Here is a 20,787-nt window from a genome sequence, read left to right as displayed (position 1 = left end):
CAAGCTGAACAGCCACGGTTCCGGAAAATTCAGGAGGCTCGCCTTTCGGGCTGCGGCCACGATGGCAACAAACAAAAATGGCCGGGACAGGCCCGGCCATCGTCATCCGTCATGAACCGGAGCTCACACCCGGTAGCGTCCGTTGCGCTTGACGTAGACCGTCGTGCCGACGGGGACGCGCTCGTAGAGATCGGCCACGTCCTCGTTGAGCATGCGCACGCAGCCCGAGGAGAGCTGCTCGCCGATGCTCCAGGGCTCGTTGGTCCCGTGGATCCGGAACAGGATGTCGCGGCCGTCCTGGTAGAGATAGAGCGCGCGGGCGCCGAGCGGGTTGTCGAGACCGGCTTCCACGTAGCGCGGCAGCTCCGGCTTGATGCCCACCATGGTCTTGGTGGGCGACCAGGCCGGCCAGACCCCCTTGCGGCCAACCGACGCAATCCCCTTCCAGGAGAAGCCCTGCTTGCCGACGCCCACGCCGTAGCGAATCGCCCGGCCCTCGGGCTGGACGAGATAGAGCATGCGCTCGTCGATATCGACCACGATGGAGCCCGGCTTCTCGGGGCCGCTATACGCCACCGTCTGGCGGGCGTATTTCGCATCCATCTTGCGCCGGTCGACCAGCGGGATGTTGTGCGGCTTGTCGGGCATCATGCCGACATACCAGGCGGAATCGGCCATGGTGGCGACCGGCTGCTGGGCGGTCTGGCAGGCAGCGAGGGGCGCGCCCAAAAGAGCGGCGATCAGGAGGCGTCGAATCATCTTCGGTCTTCTGAATTGGATCGGTTGCCGCCTACCTAGAGCCTAGGCGGCTCCTTGGCTGTGCCCCTCGGGCCACACCTTAACATGAATTAACCCGGGAGGAATCCCCCATGCGCCTGGCGCAGCCCTCCCTCCGTGGGATGGGACCCGGCGCAGAACCGGATCCGTGTCGGCCAGTGAGGCCAGCGCATCGTGCGCACGAAAGCGGTCCACCCTGAACGATGCGCCGCTTCAGGTGGGAGCATCGGACAATCGGGATGACCGGCAAGAGGCGGGTGATGACCGGCCGGCCCTGACCACCTTCTCCACGTCATCACTTGGCTCGTCCCGGTGATCCCGATACGAGAGGCGAGGCGCTTCAGACAATCGGGATGGCCGGGACAAGCCCGGCCATGACGTGGGGAGGGTGGCAGTGAGGCCGCAGGATGGCCGGGACAGGCCCGGCCATGACGTGGGGAGGGCGTCATCTTCGACGAATGAGCGTCGGGCCCAAACCTGGGCCCACGTCTCACGTCCGATGCTAGCCTTCGATGCGGGAGAAGTCCGCCACGGTGCGGGTCGCTTCGCGGATGTCGTTGAGGAGCCGCAGGCGGTTGGCCCGCAGACCCGGATCCTCCGCATTCACCGTCACCTTGTCGAAGAAGGCGTCCACGGGCTGGCGAAGGCGCGACAGGGCTCGCATCGCCCCCTCGAAATCCTCCGCTTCCACGGCCGACGCCGCCTCGCGCTTGGCCCCGTCGAGCACCACGGCGAGCGCCTTCTCCTCGATCTGACCCTGGTCGTTGACGATCTGGAGATCGGGCGTCTCGCCGTAGGAGCGACCGTCCTTCTTCTCCTCGATGCGCAGGATGTTGGCCGCGCGGCGATAGCCGGCGAGAAGGTTCCGGCCGTCCTCGGTGTCGAGGAAGCGGCCCAGCGCCTCGACCCGGCGGACGATCATCAGCAGGTCGTCCTGGCCCTCGAGGGAGAACACGGCGTCGATGAGATCGTGACGCGCGCCCTGGTCGCGGAGATAGACCTTCAGGCGGTCGGCGAAGAAAGCGAGGAGGTCGAGCGCACGGGCATGCATGAGGCGCGCGAGCGTCTCACCTTCCACGATCTGCCGCTGCCGGAAGATCGCCGCCAGTTCCGCGACGGAGGGATGCTCAACGACAGGAGCAAACGGGCTCTGCTCGATGGCTTCGACAAGCTCTTTCGCTTTCAGGAAATCCGCGAAGAGAGCCGCATTGGCCGTTCTGGCGAAGGGCTTGGCGAGCAGACTGGTCAGAGAGAGCTTGAGATTGTTCTCCAGCACCAGCCGGATCACGCCCAAAGCCGCGCGACGCAGGGCATAAGGATCCTTCGATCCCGTCGGCTTCTCGTCGATGGCCCAGAAGCCCACCAGGGTGTCGAGCTTGTCGGCGAGCGCGACGGCCACCGAGACCGGATCGGTCGGCACGCGGTCGGACGGCCCGAGGGGCTTGTAATGCTCCTCGACGGCGGCCGCCACGGAGTCGTGCTCGCCCTGGAGCGTCGCGTAGTAGCGGCCCATGAGGCCCTGCAGCTCGGGGAATTCGCCCACCATCTCGGTGACGAGATCGGCCTTGGCGAGGCGCGCCCCGCGCTCCGCCAGTTCGGGATCGGCGCCGACCATGGGGGCCAGTTCCCTCGCGAGCGCCGCGATGCGCTCGACGCGCTCATATTGCGTGCCGAGCTTCTCGTGGAACACGATGCTCTTCAGCTTCTCGAGCCGGTCCTCCAGCTTCACCTTCTGGTCCGTCTCCCAGAAGAACTTGGCGTCGGAGAGGCGCGCGCGCACCACGCGCTCGTTACCGCCCACGATGGTCTTGCCGCCGTCGGCCGCGATGAGGTTCGAGGTGAGCAGAAACCTGTTGGCGAGCCTGCCGGTGCCGGAATCGCGCAGCACGAAGCATTTCTGGTTCGCCCGGATGGTGGTGCGGATCACCTCCGGGGGAATGTCCAGGAAGGCTTCGTCGAAGGAGCCCATGAGCACCACGGGCCATTCCACCAGCCCCGCGACCTCTTCCAGCAGGCCTTCGTCCTCGACGAGTTCCAGCCCCTGCGCGAAGGCGAGGTCCTTCGCGTCGTGCAGGATCATGTCCTTGCGGCGGTCCGCGTCGATCACGACCCTGGCGCGCTCCAGCGCCGGCGCGTAATCGTCGAAGCGCTTCACCCGGATCTCGCCGGGCGCCAGGAAGCGGTGGCCCTTCGTGACGTCGCCCGAAACGATGCCGTCGACCTCGAAGCGCACCACCTCCGGATCCTCGGTCTCGGGCCCGAAGGTGCAGATGATCGAATGGAGCGGACGCACCCAGCGCAGCGAACCGGGCTCCCGCGAGGCCGTGCCCCAGCGCATGGATTTCGGCCACGGGAAGGTCTTCACGATGCCGGGCAGGATCTCGGCCAGCACGTCGGGCGTCGAGCGGCCCGGCCTCTCGATGACCGCGACGTAGAACTCGCCCTTCTTCGGATCGCTCTCGATCTTCGCCTGCTCGATGGAGGACAGGCCCGCACCCTTCAAGAAGCCCTGAATCGCCGCGTCGGGCGAGCCGACGCGCGGGCCTTTGCGCTCCTCGCGCACGTCCTGCCCCTTCACGGGCAGGCCCGCCACCTGGAGGGCCAGCCGGCGTGGCGTGGCGAAGGCCTTCGCGCCCTCGTAGAGGAAGCCGCGCTCCACGAGCGCGTCGGTCACGAGCTTCTTCAGATCCTCCGCCGCGCGGCGCTGCATGCGGGCGGGAATTTCTTCGGAGAACAGTTCGAGGAGGAGATCGGGCATGATTGGTTCGCCGCTCTATTCCCCTCCCCCTTGTGGGGAGGGGTTAGGGGTGGGGGTGTCGGCGCCAGCGCCGTTCGAAGATGCGGTGTAGAGAGCCGCATAGATCGTGTCGAGCACGACATCGATCTGGTTCATCACGTCATGGTTCCAAAATCGAAGAACCTGGTAGCCTTGCATCTTCAGCCACGCGCTGCGCGCCGCATCGGATCGCAGACCGCTCTCTGAACCGTGCTGGCTTCCATCGACTTCCAGGATCAACCTGGCGCTATGGCAGACGAAGTCCGCCACATAGGGGCCGATCGGAGCCTGCTTGCGGAAATGAGTACCGGCAAGCGGAACACGCTTCAGGTGCCACCAGAGACGCCTCTCGGCATCCGTCAATCGTCTGCGGAGCGTTCTGGAGCGTCGTGTTCCTGGTTTTGTCGTTCGGGACATGGGCGCTTGGAGCTTGGTCTTGCGGAGCCGGCACCCCCACCCTAACCCTCCCCTCAAGGGGGAGGGAATACGGTGGTGTTTCACGCCGCCAAGCCCCCGCCCTCGGTCTTCAGCCATGCGGCGCCGCAGGCCTTCGCCAGCTCGCGGACGCGCAGGATGTAGCTCTGGCGCTCGGTCACGGAGATCACTCCGCGGGCGTCGAGCAGGTTGAACACGTGGCTTGCCTTGATGCACTGGTCGTAGGCCGGCAACGCCATCAGATGGCGGTTGTCGTTGGAGCCGGGCTTCGGCTCGCCGGCTTCCAGGTACTGGCGGCAGGCAGCCTCCGCGTCGCGGAAGTGCCGGAACAGCATCTCCGTGTCGGCATATTCGAAGTTGTGGCGCGAATATTCCTGCTCGGCCTGGAGAAACACATCTCCGTAGGTGACCTTCCGGTCGCCGTCGAGCCCGTTGAAGTTGAGGTCGTAGATCGATTCCACGCCCTGCAGATACATGGCGAGGCGCTCGAGGCCATAGGTCAGCTCGCCCGCCACCGGCGAGCACTCGAAGCCGGCCACCTGCTGGAAATAGGTGAACTGCGACACCTCCATGCCGTCGCACCAGCATTCCCAGCCGAGGCCCCATGCGCCCAGGGTCGGGCTTTCCCAGTCGTCCTCGACGAACCGGATGTCGTGGACCGAGGTGTCGATGCCGATGGCCTTGAGCGAGCCGAGATAGAGCTCCTGGAGGTTCGGCGGGTTCGGCTTCAGGATCACCTGGAACTGGTAATAGTGCTGGAGCCGGTTCGGGTTCTCGCCGTAGCGCCCGTCCTTCGGGCGCCGGGAGGGCTGCGCATAGGCGGCCCGCCAGGGCTTGGGGCCCAGGGCGCGCAGGGTTGTGGCCGGGTGGAAGGTTCCTGCGCCGACTTCCATGTCATAGGGCTGGAGGATGACGCAGCCCTGCTCCGCCCAGTAGCGCTGGAGCGTGAGGATCAGGCCCTGGAAAGAGCGCGCAGGGTTCATGTGCGCGGGTTCGCTCGTCATGTCGGCGTCCGGTCTGGCTTTGAAGAATGTCAGGCGAACCCTTGGGATGGCGGGCCGCCCAAGTCAAGCGCCGGGGTGTCCCGGCGGGCATTCCGGACACCTTCGCGCGACGGGATGGGGTCTTTCGCTCCTTGCGGTGTCGAGGCCCTACAGCCCCAATCGCGCCCAGGCGGCCCGCTCCTCGAGCGCTCCGACGATCTCGCCGGGGTCGATCAGACTGCTCTGCCCGAGGGAGCGCCGGCCGAGCAGGCGGCCCAGCAGCGGCGGGCGGGCCGGCTCGATCATGCGGAACCGCACCTTGTCGCCGAAGCGCTGGCGCAGGATGGTGCGGATGTCGCCCAAGCCGTCGACGAGCCCGAGATCGAGCGCCTCCGCTCCGACCCAGAAGGCCCCGGAGAACAGATCGTCGTAGGAATCGTTGAGCTTCTCGCCCCGGCGGTCCCGGACGAGGCCCACGAACACGTCGTGGATCTGGCGCTGGAGCCCCTTCAGCCGCACCACGTCGTCGGGGTTCTCGGGCCTGAAGGGATCCAGCATCGCCTTGCTCTTGCCGGCCGTGTGCACCCGCCGCTCGATGCCGATGCGCTCGATCAGCTCGTGGAACCCGAAGCTCGCGGACACGACCCCAATGGACCCGACGATGGAGGCCGGATCGGCGTAGATCTCGTCGGCCGCGCAGGCGATCATGTAGCCGCCGGACGCCGCCGCATCCTCCACGAAGGCGATGACGGGAAGCTTCTTCTCCTCGGCGAAAGCCCGAATCCGCTTGAAGATCAGGTGCGACTGGGCGGCCGAGCCGCCCGGCGAGTTGATGACCAGCGCCACCGCCTGTGCGCCCGGCACCGAGAAGGCGCGCTCCAGCAAGGGCGCGACGCTCTGCATGGCCAATCCGGGGCGCAGCGGCATCACGGCCCCGATGGGCCCCGACAGGCGCACCACGGGCACGACGGGGTTGGGATAAGCACGGTACTTGGCCGGGAGAAGGAATTGAAGACGAGCCGGGAGCATGGAGGAGAACGATGTTTGAGCCATGACTGTTATCTAGCGCATCGTGCGGAAAAGTGGATCCGGTTTTCGCTGGCGCGGCCCGCTGGGTCCGCGCCCAACGATGCGCCAGCCAAGAGTGGAGCATCGGATCCGATGCTCTAGGGTGCACGGCCCGGCTTCCCAAGATGAACATACCGTTAGGGAAATTGTCGGGCTGCGTTCAGTTAAGACCGTTTAAATCTTGATCATGGACAACAGCCCGGTCGTGACACCGTTTCACTCCGGTGTCCGAGCGGAGTTGAGGAGAGAATGAATGCGTAAGCTGATGTTCGGCCTTCTTGGTTTTGCGGCCTTGGGCTTCGGGGCCGTGTCGGTTCAGCCGGCCGAGGCGCAGCCCTATTACGGGGGCTACGGCTATCGAGGGCCCGCCGTGACGGTGCAGTACGGCCGTCCCTATTATGGCCGTCCCTATTATGGGCGCCCCTATTACGGGCGTCCCTACGGCGCTTACCGTCCCGCCCGTGTGGCCCGCCGGTGCTGGGTCGAGCCGCGCCGGGTCTGGAACGGCTACCGCTGGGTGCGCCGTCCGATCGAGGTCTGCCGCACGGTCCGCGGACCGGGCTATCGCTGGTGATCGGGAAGGGCGCCGAGAGGCGCCCTTTCTCATGGAAGGATCGCGTCACCCCGATGCAGGGCCTCGGCCTGCGGGGTGAAGCGGCCATCGGGACCGTTCAGGATCACGGGCGGCAGGACGCACACGGGGGCGCGGCTGCCCTTGATCCCGGACAGGAGCAGGCGAATCGCCGGCCGCTCGGCGCTGGGATGAACGAAACGGAGCTCCAGCCTCCCGAGCCGATTCTCCAGCATCCTCAGACAATCCGCCAGGCGATCGGCCCGGTGGATCATCACGAACCGTCCCTTTGGCCTGAGCAGGCCGATACTGGCCTTGAGCCAGGCGTCCAGCCCCCCGGTCGGAAGGGCATGAGCCGCCGCCCGGCCCCGGTCGGGCGAGATCCGGGCCTCGCCCTCCTCCAGGAACGGCGGGTTGGTGAGGACGAGATCGGCGCTTTCGGGCATGAGACCCGCCGCTTGGCGCGAGGTGCGGTCCAACAGGTCCGCCACGGCCACCTCCCCCTGGATGCCGTTTGTCCGGCAGTTGGCCCGACACAATTCGGCGAGGTGAGGATCGCGCTCCACGAAGACGACGCGCGCGGCTTCCCGCCGGGCCGCCACCATGAGGCCGACCGCTCCGGTCGCCGCGCCCACGTCCATCACGACATCGCCGGATTTCAGGGGAGCCGAGGCCGCGAGCAGCACCGCATCGGTGCCGGCCCGGTGCCCCTTGTGCGGCTGAAGGAGGCGGACCCGCCCGTCCAGGAGAAGATCTTCCGTGACATCACTCATGCCGCAGCTCGCCCTCGAGCCCGGCTTCGGCCACCAGGCGGCGGGCCTGGGCCAGATGATCGGCGGGCACGAGAATCCGGCGCGGGAAGGCGCCGGTCATGCCCTCCAGGGCGCTCATGTGCATGTCTGCCACGAAAACGGGGATCTTGGCGTTCTCCAGGAGGGATTGTAGGAAGCCGACCAGAACGAGATCGCTGGTGCGGACGATTTCGACCATCGGCTTGAGACCCTTCCCCTGCGGTAAGCGTTTGCATTGCAGCATGGAAAGTGCCATGCCACGGTGACTGATATTCCTACCGGCCGAGCCGGCCGGCAACCCGGGTAGTGAGACGTGGGCGTCGTCGTTCCGTTCGAAGACAAGCATCCCGAGAAGAATGCGAGCATCGAGAAGCTCGTGTCCCTTGTGGCCTCCGACATGGAACGGGTCAATGCGATGATCCTGTCGCGAACGGGATCCGAGGTCACGATGATCCCGGAGGTGGCGAACCACCTGATCTCTTCCGGGGGCAAGCGCCTGCGCCCCATGCTGACGCTGGCGACCGCCGGGCTGTCCGGCTATCAGGGCGACGGGCACGTGAAGCTCGCGGCCTCCGTCGAGTTCATGCACACCGCCACCCTTCTCCACGACGACGTGGTCGACGAGAGCGACATGCGCCGCGGCAAGATCGCGGCCCGAATCAAGTGGGGCAACGAGGCCAGCGTGCTCGTCGGCGACTTCCTGCTCGGCCAGGCCTTCCGCATGATGGTGGAGGTGGGATCCCTGCGCGCGCTCGACATCCTGTCGGCCGCCGCGACCGTGATCGCCGAAGGCGAGGTCATGCAGCTCGCCGCCGCCAAGAACACGGAAACCACCGAGGACGAATATCTCGCCGTGATTCGGGGCAAGACGGCCGAACTCTTCGCCGCCGCCTGCGAGGTCGGGCCGGTCATCGCCGGGCGCCAGAAGGCCGAGCAGGCCGCGTGCCGCTCCTACGGGATGAATCTCGGCATCGCCTTCCAGCTCGTGGACGATGCCCTGGACTATGGCGGCAAGGCCGCGACCCTCGGCAAGAACGTGGGCGACGATTTCCGCGAGGGCAAGATCACCCTGCCGGTGGTCCTGTCCTTCCGGCGCGGGACGGACGAGGAGCGCGCCTTCTGGAAGCGCGTGCTCGAACGGGGTGAGATCGAGGACGCGGATCTCGAGCAGGCCATCGCCATCATGCGCCGGCACCGCGCCCTCGAGGACACGGTCGAGCGGGCCCGCCATTACGGCGCCATGGCCCGCGACGCCCTCGCGCTCTTCCCGTCGGGCCCGATGAAGCAGGCCCTGCTCGACGCGGTCGATTTCTGCATCGCCCGGGCCTATTGAGCGGACGTCCCGCCGTCAGACGAAGAGGAAATCCTTGTAGGAGATGTCGCCTCCGACCTTCTTGTCGTAGGTGATGGTGGCGATCTCCAGGGCCTTCTGCTTCGTGCCCGCGCCGTCCGCATCGAAAAGCAGCTTGTAGGTCTTCGCATTGACCTTCCTGGCGATGAAGAAGTCGTCCCGATCCTTGGCCTGATCGAACGCGAACCAGCCTTTTCTGATCGTGATCGCATGATCGAGCGAGGCGTTCTTGCCCGCCAGGTAGCGGGCGATCGTCCCGTTGCTGAAGGCCGAATCCTCGAAGTAGAACGAATCATACTTGAACTGCACGTCCTTCACCGTGTCGACGTGGCTTCTGTAGGTGCTTGCCGTCACCTTGACGTCGAACAGGAACGCGTCCTTGTTCGGGTCCGCCCGGCTCCAGGCGCCGCCGGTGAGCGTGTCCCTGCCGGCCCCGCCCGACAGGATGTCGCCGCCGTCGCCGCCGGCGAGCAGGTCGGCGCCCGCACCGCCGAACAAGCGGTCGTGACCTGCTCCGCCGCCGAGCGTGTCGTCGCCGCCGCCGCCGTAGAACACGTCATCGGCCGCGCTGCCTGCGGTCTTCTCCGGATCTTCGTTGGTGACATGCACCACGAGGTCCTTGGAAAAGGTTGCCCCGTGCTTGTCCGTCACCCGCACGGTGACCCTGTGCGAGGAGGCCTGCTCGTGATCGAGCCTGATGCCGTCGGCCACCAGCAGCCTGTTGCCGTCGATCGTGAACCGCCCGTCCGGGTTCACGATGGCATAGCTCATCGCTTCGTCCTCATCGATGTCCGCGGCCGACAACGTCCCGATGAGCGTTCCGGCCTCGGCGAGTTCGGCCACCGCCGGATTGTCCAGAACGATGTCGCTCGGAGCATTGTCGCCGTCGTCGCTGAGGATCGTGCCGGTCGCATTCCCGCTCCCGATGGAGCTGCCCTCGCCCGCCCCGTAGAGTTCGACCGTAAAGGTCTCGTCCGCCTCGAAGAGAAGGTCGCCCCGAACTTTTACGGTGATCGTCTGCTCGGTCACGCCCGTGGCCATGGAAACCTCGCCGGTCATGACGGCAAAGTCGTTGGCCCGAATGGCGCCGGCGGGAAGCTGAACCCGCCATTTGACGCTGGTGTCGCCCACGTCGCTGGAGCGGGTGATCTTGAAGGTGAAGTCGGTCGTCGCTCCCGCACCGCCCTCGGGCTTGCCGGCCTGAACGGCCGCGATGGAAAAGATACTCTCCGGAGGCGTTCCGCCGGCGGTCGCGAGATCCACTGTCTGGTCGGAAAAGCTCGCCTTCTCCACGCCGCGGAGCTCGTCGGTGCCGTCCCCGTTCTGGCGGGCGTCCTTGACGATGTATCGGCCGTTGCCGAGCGCGTAGATCGTGTAGTTGGCGCGGGCGCCGGAGAAGACCGCCGTGTCCTTATCGGCTACGCCGTCGAGAGCATCGTCCCCCGGGCCGCCATTGAGCCGATCGTTTCCGGCGCCGCCCCAGAGGATGTCGTTGCCGCCGGCGCCGTTCAGGGTGTCGTTGTGATAGCCGCCGTCGAGCCTGTCGGCGACGTTCGTTCCGTTCCGGGCGAGACCCGTCGTATGAGCCGGTCCCGAGTAATGGGTGGTGACCGTGGCGTTCGCGGGCTTCCATTGCGTGGTGTAGTCCGTCCAGGGGACATTCCGCTCCACCATCGGGTTTTCGAAGGAGTAATAGCTCCAGAGGAAGGATCCGGCGAGCCATCGGCCGCCGTAGTTTTCCATTACCTTGAAGAGAGCCTCGTAGCAGTCGACCTGCTCCTGAGGATCATAGGTCCCGCTGCCGCCGAACACGCCCGGATCCTTGTTGGCCCCGTCCATGCTCTTGTAGCCGACCTCGGTGAAGATCACCTGCTTGCCGTATTGCTCAGAGAGCGCCTTGTAGGTGTCGACGACGGACTTGCCCCCATGCAGGGTGTCCCGGATCCAGGGGTTGAAATGCGGCTTCACCCAGGCATCCACGATCTGATCGACCGTCGGATCGTTCACCGTCGAGGACGGGATGTAGGCGTCGACCCCGATGAAGTCGACCTTGTCCCAGAACCCGACCTTCTGCACCGTGTCGTAGGTGGCCGCATAGGTGACCTTGCCGGAATAGACGGCCCGCACTGCATCGATGATCTCGCCCCATTTCTGCGTGTAGGTCTTGCCGTCGCTGCAGGTCTTGGTCGGATCGATCATGCTGTTCATTTCGGTGCCGACGCAGATCATCTCCGCGCCGGCCGCCTGAGCCACCTTGGCGTATTCGACCATCATGGCCTTGTAGCTGGCGAACCAGGCCTTGGGGTCGGTGGGGGCGAGCTCGGCGCGCCAGACACGGTTGTTCGTTTCCAGATGCGGCTTGAGCACGACCTTGAGGCCACGGTCCTTGGCCGCCAGAATGGACTGCTTCACCTGCTCGATCGTGTCGCTCTCGTTGTCCCATGGATTGTTGGGATCGCCGAGATGCAACTCCACCTCGTTGCTGAACTTGCTGACCTGGAAGAAGTTGGGAATGATCGTGACGGTGTTGGCGCCCGTCGCCACGATCTGGCTCATGGCCTTCAGCCCCGTCTCTGCGAGGATCTGTCCGCCCCAATAGGACGGCTGGGTGATGCCTTCCCACTCGAAGATCTGGCCGGGGCTGCTCATGCTTCTGGGCTCCTGCTCTTGGAGGCTGGCGGTTGTCGCGACGCTAGCCATTGAATCGTTAGCAACAATATAATAATACGAAGATGACCCGTCTTTCAGCCGGATGGTCGAGCGCGCCTATGCCGCAGCCATGAAGGCTCGGCCGAGCGGCCTAGGCTTTGGGCGCATATCGGGGCTGTTCTTTTTACAGAACAGATCGGTTGACTTAAAAACCAGCCCGGCTACAAAGATCCCTGTCCCGCGGCGGCTCTGGCCACGGCGGGGCCGCGGTGATTTGAGACGAGCAGCTTGCCCCGCGTCATCAAAGGCTAAAGCGCCACGAGCGGCCTCCGCCTCGTGGTTCACGAGGATCGATCGGTCATGACGCGCTGGACCTCCATAACGGCATCCCTGCCCCTTCCTCGGCCCCTCCAGGCCGAGCGGTGTTGTCGCTGCACGGCCTGATCTTTCCCAAAAAGCCCCGAACCACACGTCCGGCTTCGAGTTGAAGCCCGGACGCACTTTGCCCGAAAGGTAGACCCCATGTCCGTTTTCACCCGCCGCGCTCTCCTGTCCGCGACCGTCGCGCTCGGTGCCGCCCTGGCCGCCGCGCTTCCGGCCGCCGCCCAGCAGAAGAGCATCAAGGTCGGCGTCATGTCCGGGGCCGAGGAAGAGGTCGCGCAGGTCGTCAAGAAGGTCGCGGCCACCAAGGGCCTGAATGTCGAGCTCGTACCGTTCTCCGACTACGCTCTCGTCAACGAGGCTCTGGAGCGCAAGGACCTCGACGCCAACGCCTTCCAGCACAAGCCCTATCTCGATGCGCAGATCGCCGCCCGGGGCTACAAGATCGTTCCCGTCGGCTTCACCTTCGTCCAGCCCATCGGCCTCTACTCCACCAAGGCGAAGGCCGTCGCCGATCTGCCGAAGGGCGCCAAGGTCGGCATCCCGAACGATCCGAGCAACGGCGGCCGGGCGCTCAACCTGCTGGCCGCGGAAGGCGTGATCAAGATCAAGGAGGGCCAGGGCCTGTCGCCGAGCCTCCTCGACATCGCCGAGAACCCGAAGGGCATCAAGTTCTCCGAGCTCGATGCCGCGCAGCTGCCCCGCGCCCTGCCCGATTTGGACGCCGCGGTGATCAACACCGATCACGCGCTCAATGCAGGCCTCGACATCCGCAAGGACACGATCGCGGTCGAGAAACGCGAGGGCAACCCCTACGCCAACTTCGTCGCGGCCCGCCAGGGCGACGAGAACCGCCCCGAGATCAAGACCTTCGTGGAATCCTACCAGTCCCCCGAGGTCGCCAAGTTCCTGGAAGAGCGCTTCAAGGGCGCCATCATCCCGGCCTGGTGAGAACCGCGCAAAGCCTGAGCACCTTCGTCCCGTCATGGCCGGCCGGTCATCACCCGCCTCTCGCCGGCCATCCTGCGGTCTCACTGCCACCCTCCACACGTCATGGCCGGCCTTGTGCCGGCCATCTCGATCGGAAGGGCGCGGTGCCTCTCGTATCTGGATCACCGGGACGAGCCCGGTGATGACGTGAGGCCGTCGATTACCGCAGGCTCGTCGCCTTGACCCACCAGTCCGGCCGCGCGTGCTTGACGGCCCTCGCGGCTTCCGCGGTCGTCCCGCACCCGTCGTAGAGGCTGAACACGGTCGCGCCCGATCCGGACATGCGGGCCAGGCGGCAGCCCGTCGTGCGCCCGAGCAGGCCGAGCGCCTCGCCGATCAGCGGCTGAAGCCGCAGCGCCGGCGGCTCGAGATCGTTGCGGGCCGCGCGCAACGCATCGATGAGGCCCCTCGGCTCGATGGCCGGGTGGACCTCCCCGGCCAAGCGCTGGCCGGGCTGCAGCCCGAGCGCCTTGAACACCGCCGGGGTCTCCACCGGCACGCGCGGGTTGACCAGAACGGCGAAGAGGCGCGGGAGATCCAGCGCGGCCCCGAGCTCCGCGCCCGTGCCCCGCATCATGCGCGCCCTCGGCTCCAGGCAGACCGGCACGTCCGCCCCGGTCAGCCGGGCCGCCTCGCGGACGGCCGGATGCGACAGCGGCAGGCCGTTGAGACGGGCCAGGAGCCGCAGGGCCGCGGCCGCATCCGAGGACCCGCCGCCGATCCCGGCCGCGACCGGCAGGCGCTTGGTGAGATGGAAGGTGCCGAGCCGCAGACCCTCCACGCGCTCGGCCAGAAGACGCGACGCTTTGAGGACGAGATTGTCGGCACCGCTTCCGGCGAGCGCGGCCGTCGGACCGTCCACCGCGAGCGCCAATGCGGCTCCGGGCTCGAGCCGCAGGTCGTCGCCCGTGCTGGCGAAGGCCACGAGGCTCTCCAGCGCGTGATAGCCGTCGGCCCGGCGTCCGAGCACGTGCAGCGTCAGGTTGATCTTGGCGGGGGCGCGGGTGGCGAGCGGCTGAGGCATGGCGCTTCCATGCCCGAGAGCGAACACGATGGGAAGGGCTCGCGTGTCGCGAACACCGGCCTTCCCGCTCCCTGTCAGGGCCGGGCTCGTCCCGGCCATCCCGATCCGAAAAGCGCGGCGCCCTCCGCGGTCGGGATCACCGGCACGAGGCCGGTGACGACCAAGGAGAGCGATGGTTCGACAGGCCTTACCCGCCGTTGTGCTTCGGCACTTCCGGCGCGGGCGGCGGCGCGTTCTCGGCGGCGGCGGGCTTCGGATCCTCCTCGAGACCGCTGTCGATCTTCTTGAGGATCTTCACGAGCTCCTCATGCTCCGGATCCGAGTTCTTGGCGTGGTCCCACTGGAACTTCGCCTCGAGCTTGCGGCCGGTTTTCCAATAGGCATCGCCCAGGTGGTCGTTGATGGTCGGATCGCCCGGCTTCAGCTCCACGGCCTTCTCGAGCTCGCGCACGGCGTCGTCGTAGCGGCCCATGCGGTAATAGGCCCAGCCGAGCGAGTCGATGATCATTCCGTCGCGCGGGGCGAGCTCGACGGCCTTGGTGAGCATCTTGAACGCCTCGTCGATGTTCATGTTCTGGTCGACCCAGGAATAGGCAAGGTAGTTCATCACCTGCGCCCGGCCGGCCGGAAGCCCTTCGGGGACGAGCTCCAGGGCCTTCTTCAGGTCGGCCTCGGCCTTGTCCCACTGCTTCGCGCGCTCATAGGACGTGCCGCGGTAGAAGTAGAGGATCCAGTGGCCGCGCTCCGGCTGGCCGATCAGCTTGATCGCCTTGTCGTAGGTCTCGGCCGCCTCGGCGAACTTCTTGCGCGAGCGCTGCACGTTGCCGAGCGCCATGACGACCTCCACGTCGTCCGGCCGCTCCTTCATGAGCTTCTCGAGATGCGCGATGGCGTCGTCGCCCCGTCCCATCAGCTCGAAATTGTGCCCGATGGAGATGTCGGCGCTCGGTCGCACGGGAGAATCCTTGGGGATGCGATCGAAGATCGCGTTCGCCTTGTCGTACTGCTTCAGGCGCTCGTAGACGTCGCCCAGGGTGACGAGGGCGAGCGGATGATCGCCCTTCAGGTCGAGGCCGAGGCGCAGATAGATGATCGCCGTGAGCTCGTCGCCCTGGGTGTTGCCGACGACGCCGAGCCCGTAGAGCAGCTCGGCCGCGCCGTCCTGGGCGGTGTTGACCAGCGGCAGGAGCGGCTTGTCCTCCTCGAGCGCCTTCATGGCGGCGCGGACGATCGGGTGGCGCGGCGCCGCCTCGTCGAAGGCCTTGTAGATCTTCAGGGCCTCGTCCTTGCGGCCGCGCTTGGCCAGGAAGCGCCCATAGGCGTCGACCACCTGCAGGGTGTTGCGCTCGCCCTCGTAGGCGGCCTTGAAGCGTTTCTCGGCCTCGACGGGGTTGCCCACCACGTCGGCGATGAGGGCGGCGTGATATTCCCTGAACTGGTCGAAGGCCCGCTCGTTCTTGAGCTTGTCCACGGTGGCGAGCGCCTGCTTGCCGTCCTTGGCGCCGGCATAGGTCCAGGCGGTCAGAAGCGTGGCCGTCAGGTCGGCCTGGCGCCCGCGGGCGCCCTTCGAGAGGCGTGCCCGGGCATCGGCGTATTTCTGGCTCTTCAGGGCCCGGACCGCGAGGGCGAACTGCGCCAGGTTGTTGGACGCGTCCTGGCCCGAGAGGCGCTCGGCCGCGCGCACGGCCTCGTTCATGGACCCGTTGGCCAGGAAAGCCACGAAGGCCCGCTCCAGAAGCTCCTGGTTGCGGGGATCCTCCTGGATCGCCTCGCGGAAGAAGATGGTCGCCGCTTCCGTGTCCCGCGCCGAACCCGCCACATAGGCGGACAGGAAGTTGCCCTCCAGGCTCTGGGCAGGCTGCAGGATCTCGTCTTCCGTGTTCGCAGCGACGGCCGGAGCGGCCAGCAGGCCCGCGGCCATCAGCATCAGGGCAGGCAGCCCCCTATGGGCAAAAGACTTTTTCAAGGTGGGCACGAAGCGCGGCTCCAAAAATCGCATCATCTCTTGACGGAGGAGATGTGCGCCAAATCAGGCCGGAGAATGGCGTCTCCCTCCGATGGCCGCAAGGGGACAATTGCCGCTGGGACGTAAAAGCGTCGTGAGGGCAGGATCTTCGGGATGGCCGTCTCTCCCCTCCCCGTCATCGCCGGGCTTGTCCCGGTGATCCCGCTTGCTGGGAACGCCGAGCACCACCCCGTCGGGATGGCCGGCGCAAGGCCGGCCATGAGGTGGGTGGGTTCGTGACGGGCCGGGTGGCGGCGCTTTCGCTCCCTCGCCCGCGGGGTCGGGGAAACGGGCGGGCGGCCCTCACATGTTCACGTAGTTCGGCCCGCCGCCGCCTTCCGGCGTGACCCAGGTGATGTTCTGGTTCGGGTCCTTGATGTCGCAGGTCTTGCAGTGGACGCAGTTCTGGGCGTTGATCTGGTAGCGCACGCCCCCCTCGCCTTCCACCCACTCGTACACGCCCGCCGGGCAGTAGCGTTGCGAGGGCCCGCCGAACACGTCGTGCTCGGACGCCTTCTGCAGGCCCATGTCCTTCACCTTGAGATGGACCGGCTGGTCCTCCTCGTGGTTGGTGTTGGACAGGAACACCGAGGACAGCCGGTCGAAGGTCAGGACCCCGTCCGGCCTGTCGTATGTGATCGGCGTCACCTGATCGAGGGGCAGCAGGCACTCGTGGTCGGGCTTGCCGTGGGTCATGGTGCCGAAGGGCGACCAGTTGAAGATCTCGGTCAGCCACATGTCGAGCCCGCCCAGCGCCACCCCGGCCGCGGTGCCGTATTTCGACCAGAGCGGCTTCACGTTGCGCACGCGCTTGAGATCGTACCCGATCGGCGACGAGCGCCAGGCTTCCTCGTAGGACGCGACCTCGTCATGGGCGCGGCCCGCCTGCAGGGCCGCGAACACGTGGTCGGCGCAGAGCATGCCGGAAAGGATGGCGTTGTGGCTGCCCTTGATGCGCGGCACGTTCACGAAGCCGGCGCTATCGCCCACCAGGCAGCCGCCCGGGAAGGCCAGGTTCGGCACCGATTGCCAGCCGCCCTCCATGATGGCGCGCGCCCCGTAGCCGATGCGCTTGGCCCCCTCGAACACGTCGCGGACCATCGGGTGGGTCTTGAAGCGCTGGAACTCGTCGAAGGGGGACAGGGTCGGGTTCTTGTAGTTCAGATGCACCACGAAGCCGACCGACACGAGGTTGTCGTCGAAATGGTAGAGCCAGGAGCCGCCGCCGGCATTGTTGGGCAGCGGCCAGCCCATGGAATGGCGCACGAGGCCGGCTTGGAACTTCTCCGGCCTGACCTGCCAGAGCTCCTTGATGCCGATGCCGTATTTCTGGTGGTCGCGGCCCTGGTTCAGGCCGAAGCGCTCGACCATCTGCTTGGTCAGCGACCCGCGGGCGCCCTCGCCGAAGATCGTGTACCTGGCGCGCAGCTCCATGCCGCGGGTGAAGTTGGCGTTGGGCTCGCCGTCACGGCCGATGCCCATGTCGCCGGTGGCGACGCCCACCACCTTGCCGTCCTCCACCAGCACCTCGGCGGCCGGGAAGCCCGGATAGATCTCGACCCCGAGCTCCTCGGCCTTGCGCCCGAGATAGCGGGCGACGTTGCCGAGCGATCCGACGAAGTTGCCGTGGTTGTTCATGAGCTTGGGCATGAACACGTTGGGCAGGCGGATCCCGCCGGCATGGCCCAGATACATGAACTCGTCGGCGGTCACTTCGGTCTTGAGCGGCCGGTCGGGATCGGAACGCCATTCCGGCAGGAGGCCGTCGAGGCCGATCGGATCGATCACCGCGCCGGACAGGATGTGGGCCCCGACCTCGGAGCCCTTCTCGACCACCACCACCGAGATATCCGCGCCCTGCTCCATGGCCTGCTGCTTGAGCCGGATGGCGGTCGCCAGGCCGGCCGGACCCGCGCCCACGACGACGACGTCGAACTCCATCGATTCACGGGCGGGCAGATCGGACATGGCTTCCTCCTGGTACACGGCTTCAACGCACGAGCGGCTGGATGGTTTACATATGAACAGTCCAGCCGATTTCTCAAGCCGCCTTCGTGAGGAACTCTCCTAGCTTCATTGGTCGCCGGCTGAAAGTTCCCTTTCCGCATAAGGTTATGCCGAAACCCGATGACCGCGACGCTTCCGGGACAGGGAACCGCGCCCGTCGGGCGATCACGAGGTCCGCGACGGACCCTCCGGGTTGTTCGCCGGCCACCGGAGGTCTACAAGGAGCCATGCAGGAATCTCCTTCCCGCGACGCGGTGTTCTACACGCTGTTCGAGACGGCCATCGGCCCATGCGGGCTCGCCTGGAACAGACGCGGGGTCGTGGGCTTTCAGCTGCCCGAGGAGGACGCGTCCCGGCTGCGCGGCCGCCTCGCGCGGCGCTTCCCCGGCATCGTCGAGGCCGAGGCGCCGCCGGACATCCGGGGGGTCGTCGCGGACGTGACGGCCCTGCTGCGGGGCGAGGCGCGCGATCTGACCGCGGTGCGGCTCGACATGGGCGGCGTGCCGGATTTCGACCGTCGCGTCTACGAGGTGGCCCGCGGCATCCCGCCGGGACGGGTGCTGACCTACGGGGAGATCGCGTCCCGGCTCGGCATCGACAATGCCCGGGCGATCGGCCAGGCCCTCGGGCGCAACCCCTTCGCGATCATCGTTCCATGCCACCGGGTGGTGGCCGCCGGCGGCAAGCTCGGCGGCTTCTCGGCGAACGGCGGCGCCACGACCAAGCGCCGCCTCCTGGCCATCGAAGGCGCGCGGCGGGACGAGACACCGACTCTCTTCGACGGGATCGCATGACAAGCGGCAGGACGCAGGGCCGGCAGATGCGGTCCATTGGCCCCTCCACGTCATCACCGGGACAAGCCCGGCGACGACGTGGAGGGCAGGATGTCCAGAAGGTTCGGCCCGATCCTTTGCAGGTCCGAGTTGTCCACAGGGCTCGGAATGCTTACATACGGTTCATGCAGGACGCACCTTCCGACCGCGATGCTCTTCAGGCGCTGCTCGACTTCCATGTCGAGGCGGGCGTCGACCTCGCGCTCGACGAGACCCCGCACGACCGCTTCGCCGAGCCCAAGGCGGAGCGCGCCCCGGCCGGGGCCGCCCAGGCCGCTGCACCCAAGGCCTCTCCGGCACCTGCTGCATCTTCTGCCGCACCTTCTCCCCGCGCCCTTCCGAAAGCAGCCGCCGGCGCGCCCGAAGAGGTGGCGGGCCTGGCCCGCGAGCAAGCGCGCCATGCCCGGTCCCTCGCGGAGCTGGAGGCGATCCTGGCAGGCTTCGACGGCTGCGCGCTGAAGTTCTCGGCCAAGAACCTCGCCTTCGCGGACGGCAATCCGGACGGGCGCGTGATGCTGGTGGGCGAGGCCCCCGGGGCCGACGAGGACCGGATCGGCAAACCCTTCATGGGCCGGTCCGGCCAGCTCCTCGACCGGATGCTGGCGACCATCGGGCTCGACCGCACGCAGGTCTACGTCGCCAACATCGTGCCGTGGCGCCCGCCGGGGAACCGCACCCCGACCCCGCAGGAAATCGCCATCTGCAAGCCGTTCATCGCACGCCAGATCGAGCTGGCGTCCCCTGAATTCGTGCTCTGCCTCGGCGGTCCGGCCGCCCAGAACCTGCTCGGCGTCAAGGACGGGATCCTGCGCACGCGCGGGCGCTGGTTCACCTACAGGACCGAGGACGGACGGGAGATCAGGGCGCTGCCGACCCTGCACCCGGCCTATCTGCTGCGCCAGCCCCTGCAGAAGCGCCTCGGCTGGCGGGATTTCCAGGCTCTGCGACGGGCTCTCGACGGCCGGGAGTAAAGGCTCTTCCGGCCGGCTCGGAACCGGGCCATATGCTTACGCCTTAAGATCCTGCGGAGCTTCATGCCGCGGCTGGAAGGTGGATCATGCGCTGGGAAGACTTTCGAACCTCGTCCAATGTGGAAGACCGTCGCGGCATGGGTCTGCCCGGAGGTGCGGGCGGTCTCGGCATCGGCACCATCCTGATCCTCGGCCTCGTCGGCTGGGCGCTCGGCATCGATCCGCGCATCCTGATCGGCGGCGCCGAGATGATGACGGGCGGCGGCTCCGGCTACCAGCAGCAGCAGCAGCAGGGCCGCCAGGGCGCCCCGCAGGACGAGGCCGGACGCTTCGCGGCCGCGATTCTCGGCAACACGGAGGACGTGTGGAAGGAGGTCCTGCCCCAGCAGGCCAACCGGCAGTACCAGGCGCCGAAGCTCGTGCTGTTCTCGGACGCGACCCGGTCCGGCTGCGGCGGCGCGCAATCGGCCATGGGGCCGTTCTACTGCCCGCTCGACCAGACCGTCTACATCGACCTGTCGTTCTTCCAGGAGATGCAGCGCCGCTTCCGCGCCGGCGGCGATTTCGCCTATGCCTACGTGCTCGCCCACGAGGTCGGCCACCACGTCGAGAACCAGCTCGGAATCCTGCCCCGCGTCCAGGAGCGGCAGCAGCAGGTCGGGCGGGCGGAAGCCAACCAGCTCTCCGTGCGCGTCGAGCTGATGGCGGATTGCCTGGCGGGCGTCTGGGCGCACCATTCCAACCAGCGCTGGCAATCCCTCGAGCCGGGCGACATCGAGGAGGCGATCCGCGCCGCCGAAGCCATCGGCGACGACCGGCTTCAGCGGCAGGGCCAGGGCCGCGTGGTGCCCGACAGCTTCACCCACGGCTCCTCCGAGCAGCGCATGCGCTGGCTCACCACGGGCCTGAAGTCCGGCTCGATCCAGGCCTGCGACACGTTCCGGGCGAGCCAGCTGTAAGGCTTGCCGTCGCTTCAGACCTTCTGCACAGCACCTGGGATCATCCAGGCCCCTCTTCGTCACGGCCGGGCTTGTTCCGGCCATCTCGATCCGGTGAGGCACGGCGCCTCTCAGAAGCGGGATCACCGGGACGAGCCCGGTGATGAAGTGGGAGGATGGTGAGAGCGGGTGATGACATGGCGGGCGCCGTTGCCGAGGAGCGCCCGGGAGGCGCGC

Annotated in this window: 17 protein-coding genes; 6 read left to right on the top strand and 11 right to left on the bottom strand. The window is 67.0% G+C overall.

The annotated features are described in order from the left end of the window. Window positions 1–123: 123 nt before the first annotated feature. The 5 genes from OCW50_RS01845 to OCW50_RS01825 form a co-directional block, all read right to left on the bottom strand. Window positions 124–759: a L,D-transpeptidase gene (locus OCW50_RS01845; RefSeq protein WP_262272950.1), complete on the bottom strand. Its 636-nt coding sequence runs from the start codon at window positions 757–759 to the stop codon at window positions 124–126. A 520-nt stretch (window positions 760–1,279) separates the two neighbouring features. Beyond that, a complete protein-coding gene (gene glyS / locus OCW50_RS01840) occupies window positions 1,280–3,535 on the bottom strand; it encodes a glycine--tRNA ligase subunit beta (protein WP_262296219.1) in 2,256 nt (751 codons plus the stop codon). A gap of 15 nt (window positions 3,536–3,550) precedes the next feature. Further along, entirely contained in the window at window positions 3,551–3,916 is a 366-nt protein-coding gene (locus OCW50_RS01835; protein WP_262296218.1) for an endonuclease domain-containing protein, read from the bottom strand. 134 nt (window positions 3,917–4,050) lie between these two features. Continuing rightward, entirely contained in the window at window positions 4,051–4,992 is a 942-nt protein-coding gene (locus tag OCW50_RS01830; protein ID WP_262296217.1) for a glycine--tRNA ligase subunit alpha, read from the bottom strand. Between the two features lie 147 nt (window positions 4,993–5,139). Then, window positions 5,140–6,024, bottom strand: coding sequence for a S49 family peptidase (locus OCW50_RS01825; protein WP_262296216.1), 885 nt, complete (start codon window positions 6,022–6,024; stop codon window positions 5,140–5,142). 268 nt (window positions 6,025–6,292) lie between these two features. Here OCW50_RS01825 and OCW50_RS01820 point away from each other — a divergent pair, with 268 nt between their 5' ends. Beyond that, on the top strand, window positions 6,293–6,613 hold the full coding sequence (locus tag OCW50_RS01820; RefSeq protein WP_262272945.1) for a hypothetical protein: 321 nt from the start codon (window positions 6,293–6,295) through the stop codon (window positions 6,611–6,613). Between the two features lie 29 nt (window positions 6,614–6,642). Here OCW50_RS01820 and OCW50_RS01815 read toward each other — a convergent pair whose 3' ends face one another. Both OCW50_RS01815 and OCW50_RS01810 read right to left on the bottom strand, forming a co-directional pair. Continuing rightward, the gene (locus OCW50_RS01815; protein ID WP_262272944.1) at window positions 6,643–7,383 is read right to left on the bottom strand and encodes a tRNA1(Val) (adenine(37)-N6)-methyltransferase; all 741 of its coding nucleotides are present in this window, start codon (window positions 7,381–7,383) and stop codon (window positions 6,643–6,645) included. Continuing rightward, entirely contained in the window at window positions 7,376–7,600 is a 225-nt protein-coding gene (locus OCW50_RS01810; RefSeq protein WP_262272943.1) for a putative signal transducing protein, read from the bottom strand. Before OCW50_RS01810 ends, OCW50_RS01815 begins: the two co-directional genes overlap by 8 nt. Window positions 7,601–7,714: 114 nt before the next feature. On the opposite strand from OCW50_RS01810, the gene OCW50_RS01805 reads away from it, so the two are divergent. Beyond that, window positions 7,715–8,734, top strand: coding sequence for a polyprenyl synthetase family protein (locus OCW50_RS01805; protein ID WP_262296215.1), 1,020 nt, complete (start codon window positions 7,715–7,717; stop codon window positions 8,732–8,734). Between the two features lie 15 nt (window positions 8,735–8,749). On the opposite strand, the gene OCW50_RS01800 is transcribed toward OCW50_RS01805, so the two are convergent. After that, entirely contained in the window at window positions 8,750–11,401 is a 2,652-nt protein-coding gene (locus tag OCW50_RS01800) for a glycoside hydrolase family 113 (protein ID WP_262296214.1), read from the bottom strand. Window positions 11,402–11,923: 522 nt separating this feature from the next. Here OCW50_RS01800 and OCW50_RS01795 point away from each other — a divergent pair. Then, window positions 11,924–12,733 carry a MetQ/NlpA family ABC transporter substrate-binding protein gene (locus OCW50_RS01795; RefSeq protein ID WP_262296213.1) on the top strand — a complete coding sequence of 270 codons (810 nt, stop codon included), beginning with the start codon at window positions 11,924–11,926 and terminating at the stop codon, window positions 12,731–12,733. 199 nt (window positions 12,734–12,932) lie between these two features. On the opposite strand, the gene OCW50_RS01790 is transcribed toward OCW50_RS01795, so the two are convergent. From OCW50_RS01790 to OCW50_RS01780, 3 genes are all read right to left on the bottom strand, one after another. After that, the gene (locus OCW50_RS01790; RefSeq protein WP_262296347.1) at window positions 12,933–13,796 is read right to left on the bottom strand and encodes a 4-(cytidine 5'-diphospho)-2-C-methyl-D-erythritol kinase; all 864 of its coding nucleotides are present in this window, start codon (window positions 13,794–13,796) and stop codon (window positions 12,933–12,935) included. 187 nt (window positions 13,797–13,983) lie between these two features. Next, window positions 13,984–15,771: a tetratricopeptide repeat protein gene (locus OCW50_RS01785; RefSeq protein ID WP_444547388.1), complete on the bottom strand. Its 1,788-nt coding sequence runs from the start codon at window positions 15,769–15,771 to the stop codon at window positions 13,984–13,986. A 333-nt stretch (window positions 15,772–16,104) separates the two neighbouring features. Continuing rightward, window positions 16,105–17,769, bottom strand: coding sequence for an electron transfer flavoprotein-ubiquinone oxidoreductase (locus OCW50_RS01780; protein WP_262296212.1), 1,665 nt, complete (start codon window positions 17,767–17,769; stop codon window positions 16,105–16,107). Window positions 17,770–18,035: 266 nt separating this feature from the next. Here OCW50_RS01780 and OCW50_RS01775 point away from each other — a divergent pair, with 266 nt between their 5' ends. The 3 genes from OCW50_RS01775 (at window position 18,036) to ypfJ (ending at window position 20,571) form a co-directional block, all read left to right on the top strand. After that, entirely contained in the window at window positions 18,036–18,602 is a 567-nt protein-coding gene (locus OCW50_RS01775) for a methylated-DNA--[protein]-cysteine S-methyltransferase (protein ID WP_262296211.1), read from the top strand. 164 nt (window positions 18,603–18,766) lie between these two features. Continuing rightward, the gene (locus OCW50_RS01770) at window positions 18,767–19,612 is read left to right on the top strand and encodes a uracil-DNA glycosylase (protein WP_262296210.1); all 846 of its coding nucleotides are present in this window, start codon (window positions 18,767–18,769) and stop codon (window positions 19,610–19,612) included. Window positions 19,613–19,698: 86 nt separating this feature from the next. Then, a complete protein-coding gene (gene ypfJ / locus OCW50_RS01765) occupies window positions 19,699–20,571 on the top strand; it encodes a KPN_02809 family neutral zinc metallopeptidase (RefSeq protein WP_262296209.1) in 873 nt (290 codons plus the stop codon). Window positions 20,572–20,787 lie beyond the last annotated feature (216 nt).

It is taken from the genome of Microvirga sesbaniae (assembly GCF_025460805.1).
Lineage (GTDB): Bacteria > Pseudomonadota > Alphaproteobacteria > Rhizobiales > Beijerinckiaceae > Microvirga > Microvirga sesbaniae.
This window is presented reverse-complemented; position numbering and strand designations above follow the sequence as displayed.

What these genes read in the sequence shown, in the direction of transcription:
- OCW50_RS01845 (WP_262272950.1), bottom strand. Translation starts at nt 759, where the DNA reads ATGATTCGACGCCTCCTGATCGCCGCTCTTTTGGGCGCGCCCCTCGCT.
- OCW50_RS01810 (WP_262272943.1), bottom strand. Translation starts at nt 7,600, where the DNA reads ATGGTCGAAATCGTCCGCACCAGCGATCTCGTTCTGGTCGGCTTCCTA.
- OCW50_RS01815 (WP_262272944.1), bottom strand. Translation starts at nt 7,383, where the DNA reads ATGAGTGATGTCACGGAAGATCTTCTCCTGGACGGGCGGGTCCGCCTC.
- OCW50_RS01825 (WP_262296216.1), bottom strand. Translation starts at nt 6,024, where the DNA reads ATGGCTCAAACATCGTTCTCCTCCATGCTCCCGGCTCGTCTTCAATTC.
- OCW50_RS01800 (WP_262296214.1), bottom strand. Translation starts at nt 11,401, where the DNA reads ATGAGCAGCCCCGGCCAGATCTTCGAGTGGGAAGGCATCACCCAGCCG.
- OCW50_RS01770 (WP_262296210.1), top strand. Translation starts at nt 18,767, where the DNA reads ATGCAGGACGCACCTTCCGACCGCGATGCTCTTCAGGCGCTGCTCGAC.
- OCW50_RS01790 (WP_262296347.1), bottom strand. Translation starts at nt 13,796, where the DNA reads ATGCCTCAGCCGCTCGCCACCCGCGCCCCCGCCAAGATCAACCTGACG.
- OCW50_RS01795 (WP_262296213.1), top strand. Translation starts at nt 11,924, where the DNA reads ATGTCCGTTTTCACCCGCCGCGCTCTCCTGTCCGCGACCGTCGCGCTC.
- OCW50_RS01830 (WP_262296217.1), bottom strand. Translation starts at nt 4,992, where the DNA reads ATGACGAGCGAACCCGCGCACATGAACCCTGCGCGCTCTTTCCAGGGC.
- OCW50_RS01820 (WP_262272945.1), top strand. Translation starts at nt 6,293, where the DNA reads ATGCGTAAGCTGATGTTCGGCCTTCTTGGTTTTGCGGCCTTGGGCTTC.
- OCW50_RS01780 (WP_262296212.1), bottom strand. Translation starts at nt 17,769, where the DNA reads ATGTCCGATCTGCCCGCCCGTGAATCGATGGAGTTCGACGTCGTCGTC.
- ypfJ (WP_262296209.1), top strand. Translation starts at nt 19,699, where the DNA reads ATGCGCTGGGAAGACTTTCGAACCTCGTCCAATGTGGAAGACCGTCGC.
- glyS (WP_262296219.1), bottom strand. Translation starts at nt 3,535, where the DNA reads ATGCCCGATCTCCTCCTCGAACTGTTCTCCGAAGAAATTCCCGCCCGC.
- OCW50_RS01775 (WP_262296211.1), top strand. Translation starts at nt 18,036, where the DNA reads ATGCAGGAATCTCCTTCCCGCGACGCGGTGTTCTACACGCTGTTCGAG.